The organism is Lacticaseibacillus daqingensis (assembly GCF_003946115.1).
GTDB classification, from domain to species: Bacteria; Bacillota; Bacilli; order Lactobacillales; family Lactobacillaceae; genus Lacticaseibacillus; species Lacticaseibacillus daqingensis.
Window position 1 is genome coordinate 168085 of the sequence record NZ_RHOH01000005.1, and the last position, 17289, is coordinate 185373.

Genomic DNA, 17289 nt, shown 5'->3' on the forward strand with positions numbered 1-17289 from the left:
GACACGCATTCAGTGGGCAGAGTTGGTTCAGGCGCTTTAGGGACGACTGAACACCCACAGGCCCAGCAGAAGCGCGGAAAGGCCCAGCCGGATCAGTAAGTGCGACCAGTGGTGGCCGCCCAGTTGGGTGCCGTTGACGTACGCTGCCACCAAGAGCAGCAAAAGCCCCAGCGGGACGGCCCAGCCCCACCAGAGGCTCAGGATCAGGCTGCCGCTGCCGCATGCGGTCAGCGCTTTGGCCCATGCGGGGAGTGGTGCAGTTGCGGCCGCCCACACCATTAAACCGGCATAGAGCAGTAATAGCGTGTGACTGATCAATGCGATGATGGCGTTCACCTGCTTTGCGAATAATTGGATTAATTATAGCACGGGCGCGTTGGCGGGCGATAACTGGTCTAGACATTTCACGGCCGAGTGCGGTACAACTATTAGAGACAATGATTGGGAGGACGAATCACTTCATGACTAAAACCTTGATCTTCGGCACTGCGATGGTCGATGCCTTAATGAACGTGCCGAGCGTGCCCGGTAGCGGCGGCAACTCGCTGGGTGAGTTCCTGGAGTACCAAGTTGGCGGCTGCGCGATCAACGCCTACTGCGGGATGCGTTACGGCGGCGGGCAGGCAGACCTGTTCGTGCCAGTGGGCCACGGCGCCAACGCCGACCGGATCGCCGCGCACATCACCAAGGTGGGTGAAACGCCGCGCGTGATCCCCGGCACGGCTGACAACGGCTGGACGGTAGCGATGATCGAACCCAACGGCGAGCGCACCTTTATCGTGCTGCCGGGGATGGAGCAGCTCATGCGGGCGGACTGGCTGCAGCACCTGGATATTCCCAGCTACGACCTGTTTTACCTGAGCGGCTTTCAGCTGTCCAACCCGCTGGTCGCCCGGGATGTTGTCGACATGTACAGCCGCCGCAGACCCGAAGCACGGGTGCTGTTCGATGTTGCGGCGCGGATCGAAACCGTGGACCAAGCGCTTTTGCAAGAGCTGTTGCGCTCGGGCGTCATGGTGCACTGTAACGAAGTCGAACTGCCGCAGGTGGCCAAAGGCGACACCTTTGCCGACCGGGTGGCGTACCTGCACGACCTGACGCACCAACCGGTGATCGTGACGATCGGCGCGCGTGGCACCTACTACTACGTCAGTGACACCGACCAAGGCATCGTGCCAGGCGAAACCGTGCGCGTGGTCAACACGGTCGGCGCCGGTGACAGCCACTGTGGGGGGATGCTCGCGGGGCTGAGCAAGGGGCTGCAGATGAAGGATGCCGTGGCGCTGGGCAACAAACTGGCCGCCAAGGTGTGTGGCATGCAAGCGAACATGTTGCCGGTGACGGCCGGTCGGCGTTAGGGTGTGTTTTTAATTTCCGGGCTCCGGTCCGGCCTTCGATGATGAACGCGCTAGGCTGCTAATGAAATGCTAGTGTTCGTACACCAATGACTATCGAAGTATGTGCTGTGCTGACAGTTGAAATCACACGCCCAGGTAACAAAAGGATTCGCATAGCCGCGAATCCTTTTTGCTTGCCCTTTTTTATCGGCAATGGTATCTTATAACCATCCAAGGAGATGGTTATAAGATGGTAGAGAACAAAACAGAGAAACTGACCTTTAACTTTACCGCGACCGATTTAGCCGCAATGGATCTGCTGGTGGCGAATGGGTTTTATCGTAATCGCACGGACTTTGTGCAGCAAGCCGTGCACAGTCGCTTGGAAGCCAGCGAGGATCTGGTTGACGGGCTGATCGCCAAGGAGCGCACGCCGAGTCTTGTAATCGGCGTGCAGGTGGTGACGCGCAGGCGCTTGCTGGAAGCGCAAGCGAATCACCAGATGCTTGAGTTGAAGACGTATGGCATGCTGATCGTGGAATCGGATGTCGAGCTGGCACTGATGCAGGCGACGGTGACCCGTGTGCAGGTCTACGGCATCACCAAGGCGCCACGCCTCATTAAGACGGCGTATGGTTTGTGAGTACAAGAAAAGGCGGTGACCACGCGCGTAGTCACCGCCTTTTGCTTGCCTTACTCCGCCAAAAAGCCGTGCTCCAGAATGTCCATGTAGCCCATGGCCTGCTGAACGATGGGATCAAAGGCCTCGATCGAGAGGGCGGGGTTCGTGCTGATCATCGCCTTGCTTTGCTCGGCAATGGCGTTCAAGACCATCATCACCATGCCTTGCACCTGCTCGGCGGACACGCCGGCGCGGAGTTTCAGCCGGCCGACCACCGGGCTGGTGATCGTTGGCACACTAGTCGCCATCAGTTTCTGCCAGATGGCGCGGACCTTGGGCCGCAGAGTCTCGGGCAGACTGCCGAGCTCGGCGTAGGCCGCCATGCTGAGCGTGAATTCATCGGGGTATTGCAGCTGCAACTGGATCTTGTAGCGTAGGGCGCGCGCCACCATGGTGCGAAAATCCGGGGCGTCCTGCCACACGCTGAGGTCGGCCGCGGCCATAATTTTGTCAAAAGTGGTCTGGATCGTCTCAAGGTACAGGTTGGCCTTGCTGCCGAAGTAGTGGAAGATCAGGCCCTTGGACACGTCCGCGGCGTTTGCGATCGCATCGGTTTTGGCGTCACGGTAGCCGTGGTGGGCGAATTCGTGCATGGCGGCCTGCAGGATGCGGGCTTTTTTTTCGGGATCGATCGGTTGTCGGGTTCTTGGCATATCTTCACCTAATTCTCTCGTAAGTCACGTCTAGCATACGCCAGGTAGCCGAGTACGAGCAACCCCAGGCCAAGCGCCGTCATCCAGCCGGCCTGACCCCAGTCAACGGCTTTGAGGGGCACGTCATTGACCCAGCCGTAAGGGGTCAGCTGCTTGGCCCAGTCGGGGAAGTCCAGCAGGCTGCCGAGGTACAGGGAGAAAAAGCCGTAAGCGGGCAGGGCCCAGGCCACGCTTTGCCAACGCTGCAGCGCGCCCACGAGCACGGCACTGACGCCAAAGGTGACGATCAACGCCGGTGCGTACCCCCAGAAGCCGCGCATGTAACGGCTCAGGCTGAGCGCGTCGGGGCCCATCGCGGCACCGCCGGCCAGCTGCATGCCCCAGATGGCCAGCGCCAGCCCGGCCAGCGCGATCACCAGGCCGAAGCCGGTGACACTGGCGTACAGGCGCAGGCGGCTCACGCTTTTGGCGTGCACCAGCTCCAGGCTACCGCGGGCCTCGTCACGGTTGAGCCGAAACAGGGTGATCAGCCCCGGGATCGTGGCGAGAATGACGAAGATGACGGTCAGCTTATTGGCAAAGGCCAGCACGATGGCGCGGTTTGCAAGGCGCACGCCGGTGGTGCCGATCAGCTTGGCCATGGTCGGGTTGCTGCTCATCAGGTCGCCTGCCGTGCCGAAAATGGAGCCATAGGTCGCCCCGAGGATCAGCAGTGCGATCAGCCAAATGATCGTGCTGGTGCGCTCCAGGCGTGCGACGAGCCCAAGCGGCCCGCGCAGGAAGGGGCTGGCGGTACGCCGACCTGCGCGCTGTGGCAACAGGCCCGCCCCAAGATCGCGCTGGGTGCCCAGCCGAAGCGCCAGGCCACCGACCAAGGCGGTCAGGGCCAGCATCAGAAGCACCGGCCACCAGGTGTTTTGGTCGTAGATGGCGAGCTTTTCGATCCAGCCATAAATGGTCCACCACGTCAGCTTGGGGTCCGTGACGTCCGTGACCATGCGGGCGATGAACAGCAGGCCCAGCCAGCTATAACTGAGCAGGGTGGTGCCGCGGGCCGAGTCGGCGACCTGCGCGAACAGCAGGGTGAAGGCCCCAAACATCAGGCCAAACGCGCCCAGACCGAGGCCAAAGAGCCAGTTGCCGGCGGCGTCCGCGCCGGTCATCCCAGCGGCTTGCAGCCCCAAGGCCGCAAGCACGGCGGTGATCAGGTTCAGGATCACCAGCTCCAGGCTCGCGGCGGTCAGGCTGGCGCTGCGACCCACAGCATGCGCGCGGATCAGCTCCGCGACACCGGTGTCCTCCTCCGCGCGGGTGGTGTGCACGGCAAAATAACTATTCATCATCGCCACGAACAGCCCCATGAAGACCATCATCTCCGCGGCGTAAACGTTGGCGACCGTGTAAGGCGCCTTCGCCGTGAAGGGGCCGAGCAGGGAGACCATCGCCGGCGTCTTGAGCGTCTCGATGATGGTGGCCATCGCCTTGGGTGAGCCATACAAGGTGTCGAACTTGCCCGCGGCGCCGGCCATCAGCCCGACCACGCCGAGCAGCCACAGCACGATTTTGAGCCAGTCGCGGCGCAGGGCCGTTTTGAGCAAAAAGCCTGTCTTAGCGTGTTGCATCGTCAGCCCCGCCTTCCTGGTTGTAGTACCGCAGGAACAGGTCCTCAAGCGTCGGCGGCGTGCTTTGCAGCGCCGTGATGCCCAGCGGGGTCAGGGCGCGCATGACGTCGCCAAGCGCCTCGGAGTCCACCGCAAACGTGGCCTTGGTGCCGGTGGCCTTGAAGCTGTGCACGGCGGGCAGCGCGGCGATGGCGTCAAGCGGCTGCTGGGTCGTCACGCGGATCTGCGTGCGGGAGAGCTGGCGCATCGCGTCCAGTGTGCCGGTTTCGATGATGGTGCCTTCGCGGATGATCGCGATGCGGTCACACATCCGCTCCACCTCGCTGAGGATGTGGCTGGAAAGCAGTACACTTTTGCCTGCCGCCTTGAGGCCCAGGACCTCCTGCTGGAAAACTTCCTCCATCAGGGGATCCAGGCCGCTGGTCGGCTCGTCAAAAATGTACAGGTCCGCGTCGGTGGACAGCGCCGCGATCAAGGCGACCTTCTGCCGGTTCCCCTTGGAGTACGTGCGCGCCTTCTTGCGGACATCCAGGTCGAACTTGGCGATCAGTGCGTCGGTGCGCGGTGAGTGGGCCTGGTCATTCAGGCGCAGGAACAAGTCGATGGCCTCGCCCCCGCTGAGGTTGGGCCACAGCGTCACGTCACCGGGCACGTAGGCGAGGCGCTTGTGAATGGCCACGGCTTCGTGCCAGACATCCTGGCCAAAAATCGTTGCGCTGCCCCCAGACTTCTTGAGGATCCCCAGCAGCGTGCGAATGGTGGTCGACTTCCCGGCGCCGTTAGGGCCGATAAAGCCGAAGACCTCGCCGGCGTTGACCGTCATCGTAATGTCCTTGAGGGCCTGAAACTTGCCAAAGTGTTTTTGTAGATGCTCAATCACGACAATCGGTTCTGTCATTGTGTTGCCTCCGTTTTGGCGGCTTTTTGCCGCTGATTTGATTGCGCCTAGAGTGTAACACCACGTTGTCTCGTTGGTCAATGACTAACCAGTCAATTTATTTATACGAGTTGGCATGCGCCCACGCAAAAACGCTTGAGCCTGGCTCAAGCGCTTCTTTGCCATGATTTCCCGTCAGCGGCGCGTGATGGTCAGCTGCCCATCGGTGAGGGTGAACGTGGCGATCACGGTGTTTTGCTGAATCGCATTTTCGGTCAAGCGGTTGATCGCGTCGACCATCCCCACCGTGGTGGTGCCGGTGGCGTCGGTCGACAAGACATTGGCGTAGTGGTCACCGCCTTGCGCATCCGCCAGCTCAAACAGGTGAATGGTAGCGGCGCTTGGGGTCGTGGTGGTGGGATCGCGGCTGATCTTGGTCAGCGTGCGCACAGTACCTTGGCCGATGCGCACCAGCTTGCTGGCGGACAGGAATAAGTAAAGATAGGTGCCATCGCTGCCGGCCCGGGTGGTGGCGCGCGGCATCGCATAGTTTTGGCTGAGCGCCAGCCCCTGGTTATTGCTAAAGACCAAGTTGGCATACAGCGTTTGGGCCTTGATGTGCTTGAGCGACTGGATGGCGACGCGGTAGGTCGACCAGGTCACACCGGCGCGCTCGGCGCGGTAGAGGTTGCCGTGGGTGACGACGACTTGATCGGCGCGGTCGTCTTGTGCCGCCCACCGCCCGGTGATGGCCGCGTCACTCAGCCAGCGCTTGGGGGCCTGGTAGATGTCCGCGCGGTACACGACAACGCGGTCCGCGGTGGTTGGCGTCGGGTCGCGCTGATTGCCATAGGCGTAGCTGAGCGGCAGGCCGTACAGGGTGTGACCGACGGCGAGGTAGCCGTAGCTCATGTGGGTAAAACAGGCCAGGTCCTTGAAGCTGGTCAGCTGGACCTTGGCGCCAGCGGCTTTGAGCGCCGCGTTGAGCTGCGCCAGTGTGAACGGTCGCGTCTTGGTGCCGCTGAACTTGTCCGTGCGGGTCAGCGTGGCCTTGAGCTTGGCGTAGGTCGTGGCCCGGTTGGCACCCAGTGCACCGGCGTGGGTGGTGACCGTCTGGCCGGCGGTGGCCGTGTGGCGGGTGGGCGTGGTCAGCGCGCCAGTGGCTTTGGCCTTCGAGGTGTAATAGGTGGTTTGTTGCCAAATCGTTTCGGCTCGGGTCAAAATGCGCTGCGAGGCGGCTCGCGGCGAGGGGCTGGCCGGTTGGGCCTGGTGGCAGGCGGCCAGGGGCAGTAAAAGCAAAAGGCAGATCAGGAATCGTTTCATTGGCGTATCCTCCGTGCTCAGTGTGCGCGATTGCCAAGCCCTTGGCAACCTTTTGTTCAGCGGTGAGCCAAATTGACTTTTGGGTGGTGGCTCGGTACGCTAGTTGGAGTTTGTTTTCATTGGACACAAAGTATCTCGCTGAACGCGTATGAAATTGAGGATCGCATGAACATTACGCCAAAATCAATCGTTATCTTATTATATGGCCTCCTGGCAAGCGCCGTGATGGGCAGCTGCTCGGCGGTTTTTACCTGCTGCAAGGGGCGCTGATTGCCTGGGTCGGGATCGGCACCGGCTTTCGGCCGTGGTTCACGGCGGCGTGGCTCGGTGTGGTGGGGCTGCTCATCTATGCGTGTCAGCGCACGGTGGGGGCCATGCCCAAGCCGCTGGGGCTGATCCGCGCGGAGCTAGCGCATGATGGCCGCACCGACTATCGCTTCGTAGGCCTGCAGCTACTGTTACCCGCGGTGATCCTCACCAGCGGGACCAGTCTCGGTCCGGAGGCCACCTTGGTCAGCTGTACGCTCTTATTTGGGCAGTGGCTGACGGAGAAGCTCGCCTACCTGACGGCGGGTTCGGCTACCAACACCCGCGCGTGGTGGCGCGCGGCGCTGGCCCCGCATCGAGGCCTGGCGCCAACCGCGCGGCTGCGCTGGGCGCCGCGCACGGTCGCCTTTTTGGCGGTGGGACTCACGGCATTTTACTGGACCTGCCGCTGGGGTGGTGAGCCTTCCGTGCGCGTGATGCTCGGTGCCAGTCGGTGGGGTCACCGCGAGCTGGCGCTGCTGCTACCACTGATCGTCCTCGGCTGGTGCTTGGGACACTTGGAAAAAGCGGCAATGATGGCGCTACGGCAGGTCTTGCTGGGCCGCGTGCGCCAAACCGGGGCGCTGATCGTCGTCGGTGGCGTGGCGATTTACGCGGCAACGCTGTGGTTGCCCGCCATCAATTTTTCGGGGATGGCCAACTTCCAGCTGCTGGCGACCTCATGGCCGGCCCGCTCGGTGGGCTTCTTGGCCCTGGCAGCCGGGCTCAAGCTGGCGCTGTTGACCATTTGCCTGAACACCGGGTGGCTGGGCGGCGACATTTTCCCGGTGCTGTTTGCCACCACCGCGCAGGGGCTCGCGCTCAGCCACCTGATGCCCGGCGTGGATGCGCTGTTTGTCGTGGCGGTGTTGGCGATCAGCGCTGGCGCCACGATCTTGGGCGAGCCGCTGGTGGCAGGCGGCGTCATGGCCGCGTTGTTTTTGCCCGGCAACCTCGCGCTCATCAGCGTGGCCACCACGGCCCTGATGTCCCTGCTTGAGCGGCGCAGTGGCCCCCCGGTCGCGTGGGTGCGGCGGCGCCGGTTGGTCGAGTGAAGCTGATGATGCAAAAAAACCTGGGCTCGCGGCCACTGCGCTGCGAGCTCGGGTTTTTTGCGTCAGTGCGTGGTCGGGACGCGCTGCGGCCAGGCCTGAATCAAGAAGCGTGTATAGCGCACCGTCACCATCAGCACCACGGCGGTGATGACGGTCCACTCAAGCCACTTGACTGCCTGCAGCACCGGCTGCGTTGGCGCGAACACGGCGGTGTACTTGGCGATCGCCGTGGCAGTGATGGCCAGCGGGAAGGTGAAGGCGCCCATGCTAGGCACGAAGTCGTGTGCGAAGTACGGCACGACTCGGATCAGCGCGATCACGTACAGCAGCTGGCAAAAAGCGAACAGGCCACCGGCGAACACGGCGTTGGGCTGGGGCGTGACAGTGAGGTAGGCGGCCAAACACAGGCTGGCCGGCGCCGCTAAGATCGTGGTCAGCGGAAGCGCCGGGGTGGGCAGCGGTAGGCGGATCAGTCGCCAGATGACGACCGGGAACACCCCGGCATAGAGCACTAGGGCTAGCCAGGTGGTGGCGGGGCCCAGGGCGGGGGCAAACGGGGCGCAGGTGACGGGGATGACGCCGATGCCCACGAAGGTCACGAACCAGCTGGGCATCACCATCGCCAGACGCTTTGGCGCCCGCCACAGGTGGCGCCAAAAGAAGCCGCCCATGATCGCATAATGCCCGATGACCGCGAGCCACCACAAGCCGGTGGTCACCGGCAGCGGCACGCCGAGCTGGGTGAAAAACACCGCGAGGATCATCGTTGCCATGGTCAGGTTGGGCAGAATCGACGTGACGACGGGATCGGCCAACGCGGCCAATGCGCTGCGCGGGACCAGCAGGCACTTCAAGATCACCAAGCCCCACAGCCCCAAGGCCACCCCCTCACACAGCGCCCACAGCGGCGTCAGGCCCAGTGCGCCGTTCAGACTGCCCAGCGATGCCAACCCAAGCATCAGCCCACACACCGGCAAGGGCAGGCGGGTCAAAAAAATTTTCATGAATCAAACCTCCAAGTGTCAATAGTCACAAGGAGAAGTATACCGGAAGCGCTTTCGTTTGCAACCGCTTCCGGCCACGTCGAAAAGAACGTACTTGCTTGACAAGGGTATGCCGACCTAATATACTTGCACTGCAAGATAGTGAGGTGAGCACATGAGCCAATTACCGACACAGTTGCTGAAGGGCACGCTTGAAGGGGCGATCCTGGCGCTGATCGAAGAACAGGAAACCTATGCCTATGCGCTTCATGAGACGCTTGAGCGGCGCGGCTTTGGGCCGGTGGCGGACGGCACTATTTACCCGCTGCTTTTGAAGCTGGAACGCGCGGGACAGATCCAAGGCATCAAGTACGCGTCACCTAGCGGCGGGCCGCCGCGGAAGTACTACCACATTTTGCCGGCCGGGACTGCGACCCTGGCCACGTTTCGGCAGGATTGGCAGCAGTTAGCACAGGCGATGACACGGGTGATGGGGGCAACGGAAGATGACGGATAAGTTGTGGACCGAGAATCAGCAGTATTACGATCGCATCGAGGCGTATGTGACGGCGGCTTTTTACGTCGATCCGGCTGCGGCACAGGACACGTTGGCGGAAATTCACGCCGACTTGCTGCAGGCGCAGGCGAGCGGGCAGTCGGCTGCGGCTTACTTTGGGCAGGCCCCGCAACCGATCGCGGCCGGCATTGTGGCCAACCTCCCGCGCCGCCGCGGGTCGGATTGGCTGATGATGGGTGCCTTTTTCTGGGGCGTGCCGTTTTTCATTTTCCTCTGGCGCCAGGTGATGAATGGGCGGCATCCGGTGGCGCTCGGCACGGCCGCGGTGATGGCCACGCTGATGCTGGCCGGGGTGGTGGGCCTGGCGCTGTGGCGCCGCCACCGCGCCTTCGCGCATCAAAGCAAGCTGGAGGTGAAGTTTTTGGGTGGGACCACCCTTATCGCGTGGCTGCTGATGGTGCCGGTCGGTGAGACGCTTTTGCCCAAAATGGGGCTGGTGGCTGTGCCACCGGTGGTGATCGTGGCCGTTAGCCTGGGGCTGTGGGCACTGGGGCTGGCCGGTGCGGCGTGGCTGGATAGCGTCCACTCCTGGTTCCTGCGCGCCTTTGAAGCGCTCCTGCTCCTGTACATCGCGTGGCCGCTACCGGCGTGGCTTGGCTGGTCGGTGGGCGGGCTTTGGTTTGGTGCGGCGGTGCTGGTCGGCAATGTTTTGCTGATCTGGGTGCTGGGGGCGCTACTGCCGGCCAAGCATCAGGCGCAGTAGGACCACAAAAATACCGGCAGGGGCACTTTTCCATCAAGGGAAAGTGCGCCTGCCGGCTTTTTTAACCTCAGCCGTTCTGGCGCCGCGTGCGCCACACGCGAAAAATCACGATCAGCAGGCCGAGCCCGGACAGCGCCGTGTTGCCCCAGAACACCCACCCGAACGCCGGCAGAAAGTCGGCGGTGTGGGCGGTGACCTGCTGAACCCCGGGCAGCTGGGCGAACAGGAGGATCGCCCCGAAGGTCATGCCGACGGTCATCCCCAACGTGCGGGCAAAGGCGTTGAGCGAGCCCGCCACGCCGCCGAGGCTGCGCGGCACCGTGTCCATCGTCAGGGCGTTGTTGGGCGACAGGAACACGGCCAGCCCGATGCCGTTGACGACGATGGGCCAAAGAATGTCAGGCATATCCCGAGTGGCGGGGTACAGCGCGTAACCGGCCTGCGACCCGATCAGGGCCAGCAGGCCGATGACCGTCAGCCAGTAGCGGTTCCAGTGGTCGGCGAGGTAGCCGGCTAGCGGCGTGACAAGTAGCATCACCACGCTTTGCCCCATCATGATCAGCCCGCTGATGAAGGCGCTGAAGCCGAGGTAGCTCTGCAGGTAAAATGGCAACAGAATATTGGACACCGCGTTGACCAGCATCACGATCAGCAGTGTGCTGACGGAGATCATATAGTCCGGATTGCGCAGAAGCTGCGGGGCGATCCAGGGGCTGGCCGCCCGGTCATCCTGGGCGAACGATCCCACGGTCAACAGCAGGCCGATCAAGAGGCCGCCCCACGCGATCAGGCGCCACTGCGCGGACTGAAGCAGGCCACCACTGAGGAAAAAGGCGAGCAGCCCGATCGTGAATAGGTTCTGGCCGGTCCAGTTCGCCTCGTGCCAGACTTTTTGCAGCTGCGCGCGCGGGGGCAGGCTGGGGGTCAGCACCCGCCAGCCGACCAGCAGGATCACGAGCCCAAGCGGGACGTTCAGCAGGTAGATCCAGCGCCAAGACAGCAGGCTGATGAGCAACCCGCCGATCGCTGGGCCGGAGATCGCGCCGATCGACGTGAACATGGAAACGATCGCCAAGGCCTCGGCGCGGCGCGCGCTGGGGAAGTTGTCCGCGACGATGCCCATGTCGTTGGCCATGATCATCGCGATGCCGATGGCCTGCACCACCCGCCCAACCAGCAGGAGCCAAAAGGCGGGGGCGATACCGGCAACGAGGGAACCGAGGACGAAAACAACGCCGCCGAAGAAGAAGACGCTGCGTTTGGACAGCAGGTCGCCAATGTGGCCGAACATCACCAGCAGGATGGTGCTGGTGATCAGTCCGGCCGAGACGGCCCAAGTTGCGGTACTGTTTGTGATCGCGTAGTCGCGCGATAGTTCAGGGAGCGCCAGCGTGAGGCTGGACCCGGATAGGCTGGTCAAAAATGAAATCAGCCCCAGGACAAGGATCGTTTGCCATTCAGTATGTTTCGTCTGCATTGTGTTTCCTCCATAATGTCCAGCGTACGCGGTGTGCGCCCAAAGGCCAAGCCATCTGCTTGTGAGGTGGGCCACATGCTGCGGCGATGGATTGCGCACACTAAAACGGCCTCATGCAAGCGCGCATGGGGCCGTTCGGGCGGTGATGTTACGGCAGGGCCTCAGCCGGTGGCGCGGCCACGGTGAGTTGCCAGTCGATCTGCGCCTCAAAGCGCCGCTGAGTGACCGGTTCGGCCTGCGGGTAAGCCATCGCTTTGAGCTGCGTCTGAAAGGAGCTGGGGGCCGCATCAGCGGTGAGCAACGTCACCGGTGCGGCACCGGGCCTCAGGACCGCGTGGTGGTGCTGGAAGTCCAAGGCAATGGCGAAGGGGAACGATTGGAAGGCCGTCAGCTTGGCGCTGAGCGTCCACCGCTCCTGGTCGGTAATCAGCTCGGGCGCTCGTTGATCGGTGACCACAAGGGCCCCCTTGACCTGGGCAGGTTGGGGGAGCGCGTTATAGAAGTCGCGCCAGCTGTACTGCCAGCTGAGCTCACGCGGCACGCTGAACGACAGGGTGCCGGGATCCAGGTGGACAATGAACCCCGCGTAATTCGTACTGTAGCGGTAGGCGCTCCCACCGCTGACCGCGGTCATCACGAGTTGGAGGACATCGGGGGTGTCTTTTTGCGCGGCCGCATGCGCGTGGCGCAGCAGGGGACTGCCACGCTCAAACCGTAGGGCAACCGCGGCGTCTGAGAGCGTGGTGGCGTGCCCGTTACCGCCTGCCACGCCCATTTCCGCTGTCAGAATTGTGTCGGTGGCGGGGTCAACGACCAGCGTGCCATCGGGGCCAAACTTGCTGGCAAAGCGGTGCCATTCATAGTGCCAGGTCGCGCCGGGTAAAAGCGCGTTGAGACTCGCAAGTCCCTGTGTCGTGTGCGTGAACACGGGCTCGCTTTGGCGGCCCAAGTCCAGCGATAGCGCAGGGAGTCCGCCCACGTAGACTGGTTGGCTGGCCTGAACGCGGGTGCCGGTGGTGGGCGCCGTGGCCGTGGCAGTCAGCGTTTCGGCAAAGCCAGGGGTGGGCCCCATGTTGATCCGGGTCGGGGTGACTGGCGCGATGGTGGCATCGGTGTTATTTTGCTGCTGCACGCGCAACCCGCGGCTGGTTTGCCACTGCACCTGGGCGGTCGCGTTGATCGGCGTGATCTGCGCCGCAACGGGCCACCAAGGGTTTGAGGCGATCAGGGGGAACACCGTGGTGGGCGCCTTGAGGGTGATGCGCTCAGGCGCGATCAGCTGCGGTGTCACCAAGATGCGCCCGATCTGGCTCGTGTACGTCGTGGCTGAGCTCTCAAAGGACCCGGTGAACTGGTAGAAGTAAGTCCCCGGGGCCTTGGGGATAAAGGTGAGCTGGCCATCGACTTCGTACTGAAAGAGGTTCACGTAGGCCGCCACGCTGTTCCTGAATACCTTCGTGGCCGTGTAAGGGGCGGTGTCAGAGACCTGCCAAATAATCAGGGTGAAGTAGGCGTTCGTGAAGACGTTGGTGAAGGCAGGACGAGACATTGTCGCGGTCAGCGCAATGGTGCCGTTGACCTTGATCGAGGTGCTCGCGCCTACCTTAGGCGTCTTGAAGCCGGCGGTCAGCAAATCCGGTGCGGGACTGGGGGTGCCGATCGCCGGTTGCCAGGTTTGCACCTGAGTGGGTAGCGTGGCGGCGGCTGCCACCGGCCGCGCGGGGCGCCCCCAGAGCAGGCCCATGATCAGCACTACGCCGAGGGGAATGAAGGACCATTTAGTCATCGGCTCGCCTCCTTACGCGGTGGACACCGCCCACAAGCGTCAGCCCCACCAGTGCCAGGCCCCACCCGCGGTTGAATGGGCGGTCACCGGTGGCGGGCAGGGGCTGGCGCGGGCGGGCGGGTAACACGACGGGCCCCACGGGTGCGGCAACAGGGGCCACTTTATCAGTGGCCCCTGTCACGCGGAGGGTGGCGGTGCTTTGTGCGCCGTGGATCGGGGTCAGTGGGGTCAGCCACAAAACGGTGAGGACGCCGAGGCTAACGATGAGGGGTTTGATCATGCGTTGTCTCCTTTCGGCGCCACAGGAGCAGGAGCAACAACCCGATGACGAGCGCCAGCCCCGCACTGACCCATAACCAAGGGTTAAGGGGTGGGACTTGGTGGCCGAGCGTCTCGGCGCGAGTTGCTTGCGCGACAGTAAAATGATCAACCAGGTCGTAGGTCTGCTGGCCCGAGGTGAGCGTCACCCGCACGGTGTACCGCCCGGAGCCGAGGCTTTTTTCGGCCAGCGGCAGCGCAAGGGGCATGATGCTGGTGGCGGCCATTTCGGCCTGTGTCAGCGTCTGCTTGGTCAGGCGCTTGCCCGCGGCGTTGGTCACGGTGCTGACCATCGTGATGGCCCCGAAAGTGCGGGGGGTGTGGTTCGTGAGCTGTGCGCTCACGACCAGCCCGTGGGCGGTGCTGCGCAGGGCCGCCTGATTCAGGGTCAGGCGGGGGCGCGGCGTGGTGGGCGTCAGGCCGGTGAGGTGAATCGGCACGGCCATGGCAAACCGGTTCTGTAATCCTGCGGTGGCAGCCTTCGGGGCTTGCCGCCGAACGTAGAGGGCCCCGAGGTAATCGCCGGTCAAGCCCGCCTCGGGAACCTTGAGGTGCACTGTCACGGTCTGCGTGGTGTTGGCGGGCACGGTCACCGTTGGCGCTGGGAGGCTGGCCAGCTGCGAGAGCCGGGTCAGTTCCTTAGGCGTGGGGTGATCAGGTGTGTACTGAATTTTTCCGTCCGCACCGGTGCTTGCGTCCACCACTTGCAGGTCAAACGTCGCAGGCGCGGCGGCCTGATTCGTGAGGGCAAAGGTGAGTGCGCGCTCGGTGTTGGGCGCGAGGCTGAGCCGGACGAACCCCGGTGCGGCCGAGTCGGGCACCGTTTGGTTGAGCGTGAAGGCGGCGCGCGTTTCGGCCGCGGTGACGACTTGCGGCCCGGGCCAAGCCAGAACCAGCAGGATGAGTGTGATGATGTGGCGCACAGGGACCTCCTTAAGTGAGCTTACAACGAGGCGAACTTGTCAGCCGTGGCCGCAAGCGTCCAGGTCAGCGGGGCCGTGAAAACCGTGTTGTTCACCACTTTGACCTGTGAGGCGGTTTGCTTCAGTGAGGTCGCGATCTGCGCACCGTTGAGGATCTGCGTGCCTCGCTTGCTTGCGTCGCTGGTGATGATGGTGGCGGTGTCGTCGGTGGCCACCTGCCCGTCAAGCGAGAAGTGTGCCTGGTTAGCCGTGCCACTCAGGCTCAGGGTACTGGTCTCAAGGGCTGCGCCGCTGGCGTCCTTGAATTGGCCTAACGCCAGCGTCAAGGTCCAGCCGTTCGTGTAATCAAACGGCCGCGCATCCGTGATGGCTAAATCGCCACTGGCGGACCCGGTTTGGTTGAACCCGTTGTAAATCTTGCCGGCAGTCACGGTGCCATAGTCTAAGGCCGGGACCTTGTCCAGCGTGAGTCCGCCGTCCTTAGGCGTGGCGTCTTCGATCTTGACCACCGCTTGGGAGTTGTCTGTCAGGGCCGCAGCAACGGGGGTCAGCTGCGTGGCAGTCAGCGTTGCACCAGCGATGGCAAGGGCGAGTAAAAGAGTTTGTCGTGTCATGAGGAGCCTCCTATTAGTTGATAGCAATTTAATCTATTGCCACCGAAATCGTACCAGAAGTTCTGCCGGGTTTCAATGGAATAACTTATAATTACTATAGAAATTAATAGAGATGAAAATACTGATGCGATGCGCCCTGGCTAACCGTTGGCACGCGTGGGGTTGCACAAAACAGGCTGGAACAAAAAGCGGTTTTAGCCCAGAGAATAAGAGGAAGCCACTGACAAACCCGCACTTAGGTTTGACAGTGGCTTCCTCTTATTCGGCCAGGGCGGTGCTTTTTGTTCGTACTATTCTGGAATAGTTGTGGCGCATTCTTGGGCCGTTAATTATGTCTCGGCTCCTACAAAGGTCAAACGCGCAGCCTAACTCGAGGTGCTTTGGATGGGTTGCGCGGCCCTGAACCGCGTCGATTAGTGCTGCCGGTGCCTCAGCCACGCGATGCGGCCGGCCCACCCGGCCGCGATGGCAATGAGCGCATAGCCTAACGGAATGGTGAAGAAGAAAGGTTCGTGCAACGTGCCGTCAGCGGCCATGGTGCTGAACTGCGCGCCGATCAGCGGCAGCGCAATGGCCAAGCCGACCAGCGCGAGGGGATAACGGTACTTCATGGTGGCACCTCCTCTTTGCGATGAGTATAGCAGGCCTTTCAACCCGGCTGGGTCAAGATTTGGTTAAGCTTCGCGAACGGCCGTGGCGGCTGGGGTGACCGATCGGACAGCCCCTAGTTGCGCGTAAACGGCTGCCCAGGCTGCTACCCCCACGTAGGTCATGGGTTAAGCTTGGCCGGCAAAATGTGCGCGTGCCGCAGGTCCCCGATGGCGAGCCACTGGTCGTCCAGCATGACGCCATCCCCATCGGTGTAGCCGCGGACCTGGCCGCTCAGTGGCGGCGCCAGGGTCAGGTCTGGCGTCAGGGTGCGGCGTTGCACTTGCACCGGCGCACCGCTTGCCAACGCCTGGGCCAAGGTCGCCCGCACCACCGCCTCGGACTGCTCAGGGAGCTGCTGGGCGGCCTGGTGGGCGGCAAGCGCCTCACGCTTGAGTGCGGCGGTGTGGTCGGATAGGTAAAACCCCTGCCACTTCACCATGCCCCGGTCGCGGTACTCGTGGGCGAAGAATTGCTCGGTGCGGCGTAAAAACGCGGCGTGATCCATGCCATCACCTCCTCTTCTTGAGGATACAAACATACGTTCGATTCGTCAAGCGAACGCGCGTAAAAACGCCCCGCGGCAACAAATCCGCGGGGCGCACGTTAATCTTGTTCGGTGAGGTGAAAGTCGAAGAACTGGCGCGTGCCCGGCAACGCAAAGTCGGTGTAGTCGCGGGCGTGCCCGGTGCCGGGCACGACATGCACCGCGATGTCGCGCTTGAACGCGGCCGCCTGTTCGAGAAAGCGAAAGACGCCAGGCAGTGGGGCCAGCTCGTCGGTGGCGTTGTACATCAGGGTCGGGCCCAGGGTTTCGGTCAGGTGGTTCATCGGGTTGACCGCGGTCAGTTTTTGCGGTGACAGGTCGCCGAGGTAGGTTTGCACGAAGTACTTATAAAACGCGTCGTGGATCGCGTGGGGCTCGGTCAGACCCAGGCTTTGGCGGGCGTCCAGCGCCGCCTTGACGGTTTGGTGCTTTTGGACCCAGTTGGCAAAATCAACGATCGCCGACCAAGTCACCACCGGCCGGCCGCTGGCGATGCTTTCGGTGAGCGCCATCGTGCCTCCGACGCTGGCGCCGAGCAGGCCCAGCCGTTCGCGGTTGAAGGTGTAGGCACTGGCCGTGAACCAGGTGAGAAAGGCGCTGAGGTCTTCCTGCGCGGCCGGGAAGCGGTCAGCCGGGGCGAGGCGGTAGTTGGGAATGGCCGTGGCGTAACCGGCGTTGGCAAAGTACGCGCCGATGTCCGCCGCCTTGGCCTTGTCCCCGCGAAACCAACCGCCACCGTGCACAAACACGAGCGCCGCCCCGTTCGGCTGCGCCGGCAGATAAATGTCCGCTCGCTGCAGCGGATCGTGCCCATATGCTTGATCGATATCCTGGGTCATGTGACACCTCCATAAAGTC

19 protein-coding genes are annotated in these 17289 nt (G+C 62.8%); 5 read left to right on the plus strand and 14 right to left on the minus strand.

Annotated elements, in window-relative coordinates; all coding sequences use genetic code 11:
• Positions 1-36: 36 nt before the first annotated feature.
• On the minus strand, positions 37-318 hold the full coding sequence (locus EKM88_RS08070; protein WP_125705004.1) for a hypothetical protein: 282 nt from the start codon (positions 316-318) through the stop codon (positions 37-39).
• A gap of 143 nt (positions 319-461) precedes the next feature.
• Between EKM88_RS08070 and EKM88_RS08075 the strand changes: the two genes are divergently transcribed.
• A complete protein-coding gene (locus EKM88_RS08075) occupies positions 462-1358 on the plus strand; it encodes a PfkB family carbohydrate kinase (RefSeq protein ID WP_164512049.1) in 897 nt (298 codons plus the stop codon).
• A gap of 229 nt (positions 1359-1587) precedes the next feature.
• Complete coding sequence (locus tag EKM88_RS08080; RefSeq protein ID WP_125705008.1) at positions 1588-1980, plus strand: hypothetical protein; 393 nt, start codon at positions 1588-1590, stop codon at positions 1978-1980.
• 50 nt (positions 1981-2030) lie between these two features.
• On the opposite strand, the gene EKM88_RS08085 is transcribed toward EKM88_RS08080, so the two are convergent.
• The 4 genes from EKM88_RS08085 to EKM88_RS08100 form a co-directional block, all read right to left on the minus strand.
• Positions 2031-2672, minus strand: a complete 642-nt coding sequence (locus tag EKM88_RS08085) for a TetR/AcrR family transcriptional regulator (protein WP_125705010.1) — start codon at positions 2670-2672, stop codon at positions 2031-2033.
• An 8-nt stretch (positions 2673-2680) separates the two neighbouring features.
• On the minus strand, positions 2681-4294 hold the full coding sequence (locus EKM88_RS08090) for an ABC transporter permease (RefSeq protein WP_125705012.1): 1614 nt from the start codon (positions 4292-4294) through the stop codon (positions 2681-2683).
• A complete protein-coding gene (locus EKM88_RS08095; RefSeq protein ID WP_125705014.1) occupies positions 4281-5192 on the minus strand; it encodes an ABC transporter ATP-binding protein in 912 nt (303 codons plus the stop codon). Before EKM88_RS08095 ends, EKM88_RS08090 begins: the two co-directional genes overlap by 14 nt.
• Before the next feature lie 174 nt (positions 5193-5366).
• Positions 5367-6494 (minus strand): hypothetical protein, encoded by a 1128-nt coding sequence (locus tag EKM88_RS08100; protein ID WP_125705016.1) that lies wholly within the window; start codon positions 6492-6494, stop codon positions 5367-5369.
• A 332-nt stretch (positions 6495-6826) separates the two neighbouring features.
• Here EKM88_RS08100 and EKM88_RS08105 point away from each other — a divergent pair, with 332 nt between their 5' ends.
• A complete protein-coding gene (locus tag EKM88_RS08105; protein ID WP_404819967.1) occupies positions 6827-7855 on the plus strand; it encodes a chloride channel protein in 1029 nt (342 codons plus the stop codon).
• A gap of 62 nt (positions 7856-7917) precedes the next feature.
• Here EKM88_RS08105 and EKM88_RS08110 read toward each other — a convergent pair whose 3' ends face one another.
• Positions 7918-8859, minus strand: coding sequence for a TDT family transporter (locus EKM88_RS08110; protein WP_125705020.1), 942 nt, complete (start codon positions 8857-8859; stop codon positions 7918-7920).
• A gap of 154 nt (positions 8860-9013) precedes the next feature.
• Here EKM88_RS08110 and EKM88_RS08115 point away from each other — a divergent pair, with 154 nt between their 5' ends.
• Positions 9014-9355, plus strand: a complete 342-nt coding sequence (locus tag EKM88_RS08115) for a PadR family transcriptional regulator (protein ID WP_125705022.1) — start codon at positions 9014-9016, stop codon at positions 9353-9355.
• Positions 9345-10118: a hypothetical protein gene (locus EKM88_RS08120; RefSeq protein WP_125705024.1), complete on the plus strand. Its 774-nt coding sequence runs from the start codon at positions 9345-9347 to the stop codon at positions 10116-10118. The genes EKM88_RS08115 and EKM88_RS08120 overlap by 11 nt, the downstream gene beginning before the upstream one ends.
• Before the next feature lie 67 nt (positions 10119-10185).
• Here the strand turns inward: EKM88_RS08120 and EKM88_RS08125 are convergent, their stop codons facing one another.
• The 8 genes from EKM88_RS08125 to EKM88_RS08160 all read right to left on the minus strand — a co-directional run bounded on the left by EKM88_RS08125 (position 10186) and on the right by EKM88_RS08160 (position 17270).
• Entirely contained in the window at positions 10186-11595 is a 1410-nt protein-coding gene (locus tag EKM88_RS08125; RefSeq protein WP_125705026.1) for an MFS transporter, read from the minus strand.
• Positions 11596-11743: 148 nt separating this feature from the next.
• Positions 11744-13381 (minus strand): hypothetical protein, encoded by a 1638-nt coding sequence (locus EKM88_RS08130; protein ID WP_125705028.1) that lies wholly within the window; start codon positions 13379-13381, stop codon positions 11744-11746.
• On the minus strand, positions 13374-13661 hold the full coding sequence (locus tag EKM88_RS08135) for a hypothetical protein (protein WP_125705029.1): 288 nt from the start codon (positions 13659-13661) through the stop codon (positions 13374-13376). Before EKM88_RS08135 ends, EKM88_RS08130 begins: the two co-directional genes overlap by 8 nt.
• Positions 13639-14622: a WxL protein host-binding domain-containing protein gene (locus EKM88_RS08140; protein ID WP_125705031.1), complete on the minus strand. Its 984-nt coding sequence runs from the start codon at positions 14620-14622 to the stop codon at positions 13639-13641. Before EKM88_RS08140 ends, EKM88_RS08135 begins: the two co-directional genes overlap by 23 nt.
• Positions 14623-14642: 20 nt before the next feature.
• A complete protein-coding gene (locus tag EKM88_RS08145) occupies positions 14643-15236 on the minus strand; it encodes a WxL domain-containing protein (RefSeq protein ID WP_125705033.1) in 594 nt (197 codons plus the stop codon).
• 413 nt (positions 15237-15649) lie between these two features.
• Positions 15650-15847, minus strand: coding sequence for a DUF3955 domain-containing protein (locus EKM88_RS08150; protein ID WP_125705036.1), 198 nt, complete (start codon positions 15845-15847; stop codon positions 15650-15652).
• A 158-nt stretch (positions 15848-16005) separates the two neighbouring features.
• Positions 16006-16392: a phage infection protein gene (locus tag EKM88_RS08155; RefSeq protein WP_125705038.1), complete on the minus strand. Its 387-nt coding sequence runs from the start codon at positions 16390-16392 to the stop codon at positions 16006-16008.
• 98 nt (positions 16393-16490) lie between these two features.
• Complete coding sequence (locus EKM88_RS08160; protein WP_125705040.1) at positions 16491-17270, minus strand: alpha/beta hydrolase; 780 nt, start codon at positions 17268-17270, stop codon at positions 16491-16493.
• Positions 17271-17289 lie beyond the last annotated feature (19 nt).

What these genes read in the sequence shown, in the direction of transcription:
- EKM88_RS08090 (WP_125705012.1), bottom strand. Translation starts at nt 4,294, where the DNA reads ATGCAACACGCTAAGACAGGCTTTTTGCTCAAAACGGCCCTGCGCCGC.
- EKM88_RS08075 (WP_164512049.1), top strand. Translation starts at nt 462, where the DNA reads ATGACTAAAACCTTGATCTTCGGCACTGCGATGGTCGATGCCTTAATG.
- EKM88_RS08135 (WP_125705029.1), bottom strand. Translation starts at nt 13,661, where the DNA reads ATGATCAAACCCCTCATCGTTAGCCTCGGCGTCCTCACCGTTTTGTGG.
- EKM88_RS08130 (WP_125705028.1), bottom strand. Translation starts at nt 13,381, where the DNA reads ATGACTAAATGGTCCTTCATTCCCCTCGGCGTAGTGCTGATCATGGGC.
- EKM88_RS08150 (WP_125705036.1), bottom strand. Translation starts at nt 15,847, where the DNA reads ATGAAGTACCGTTATCCCCTCGCGCTGGTCGGCTTGGCCATTGCGCTG.
- EKM88_RS08115 (WP_125705022.1), top strand. Translation starts at nt 9,014, where the DNA reads ATGAGCCAATTACCGACACAGTTGCTGAAGGGCACGCTTGAAGGGGCG.
- EKM88_RS08160 (WP_125705040.1), bottom strand. Translation starts at nt 17,270, where the DNA reads ATGACCCAGGATATCGATCAAGCATATGGGCACGATCCGCTGCAGCGA.
- EKM88_RS08085 (WP_125705010.1), bottom strand. Translation starts at nt 2,672, where the DNA reads ATGCCAAGAACCCGACAACCGATCGATCCCGAAAAAAAAGCCCGCATC.
- EKM88_RS08155 (WP_125705038.1), bottom strand. Translation starts at nt 16,392, where the DNA reads ATGGATCACGCCGCGTTTTTACGCCGCACCGAGCAATTCTTCGCCCAC.
- EKM88_RS08125 (WP_125705026.1), bottom strand. Translation starts at nt 11,595, where the DNA reads ATGCAGACGAAACATACTGAATGGCAAACGATCCTTGTCCTGGGGCTG.
- EKM88_RS08095 (WP_125705014.1), bottom strand. Translation starts at nt 5,192, where the DNA reads ATGACAGAACCGATTGTCGTGATTGAGCATCTACAAAAACACTTTGGC.
- EKM88_RS08080 (WP_125705008.1), top strand. Translation starts at nt 1,588, where the DNA reads ATGGTAGAGAACAAAACAGAGAAACTGACCTTTAACTTTACCGCGACC.
- EKM88_RS08120 (WP_125705024.1), top strand. Translation starts at nt 9,345, where the DNA reads ATGACGGATAAGTTGTGGACCGAGAATCAGCAGTATTACGATCGCATC.
- EKM88_RS08100 (WP_125705016.1), bottom strand. Translation starts at nt 6,494, where the DNA reads ATGAAACGATTCCTGATCTGCCTTTTGCTTTTACTGCCCCTGGCCGCC.
- EKM88_RS08110 (WP_125705020.1), bottom strand. Translation starts at nt 8,859, where the DNA reads ATGAAAATTTTTTTGACCCGCCTGCCCTTGCCGGTGTGTGGGCTGATG.
- EKM88_RS08145 (WP_125705033.1), bottom strand. Translation starts at nt 15,236, where the DNA reads ATGACACGACAAACTCTTTTACTCGCCCTTGCCATCGCTGGTGCAACG.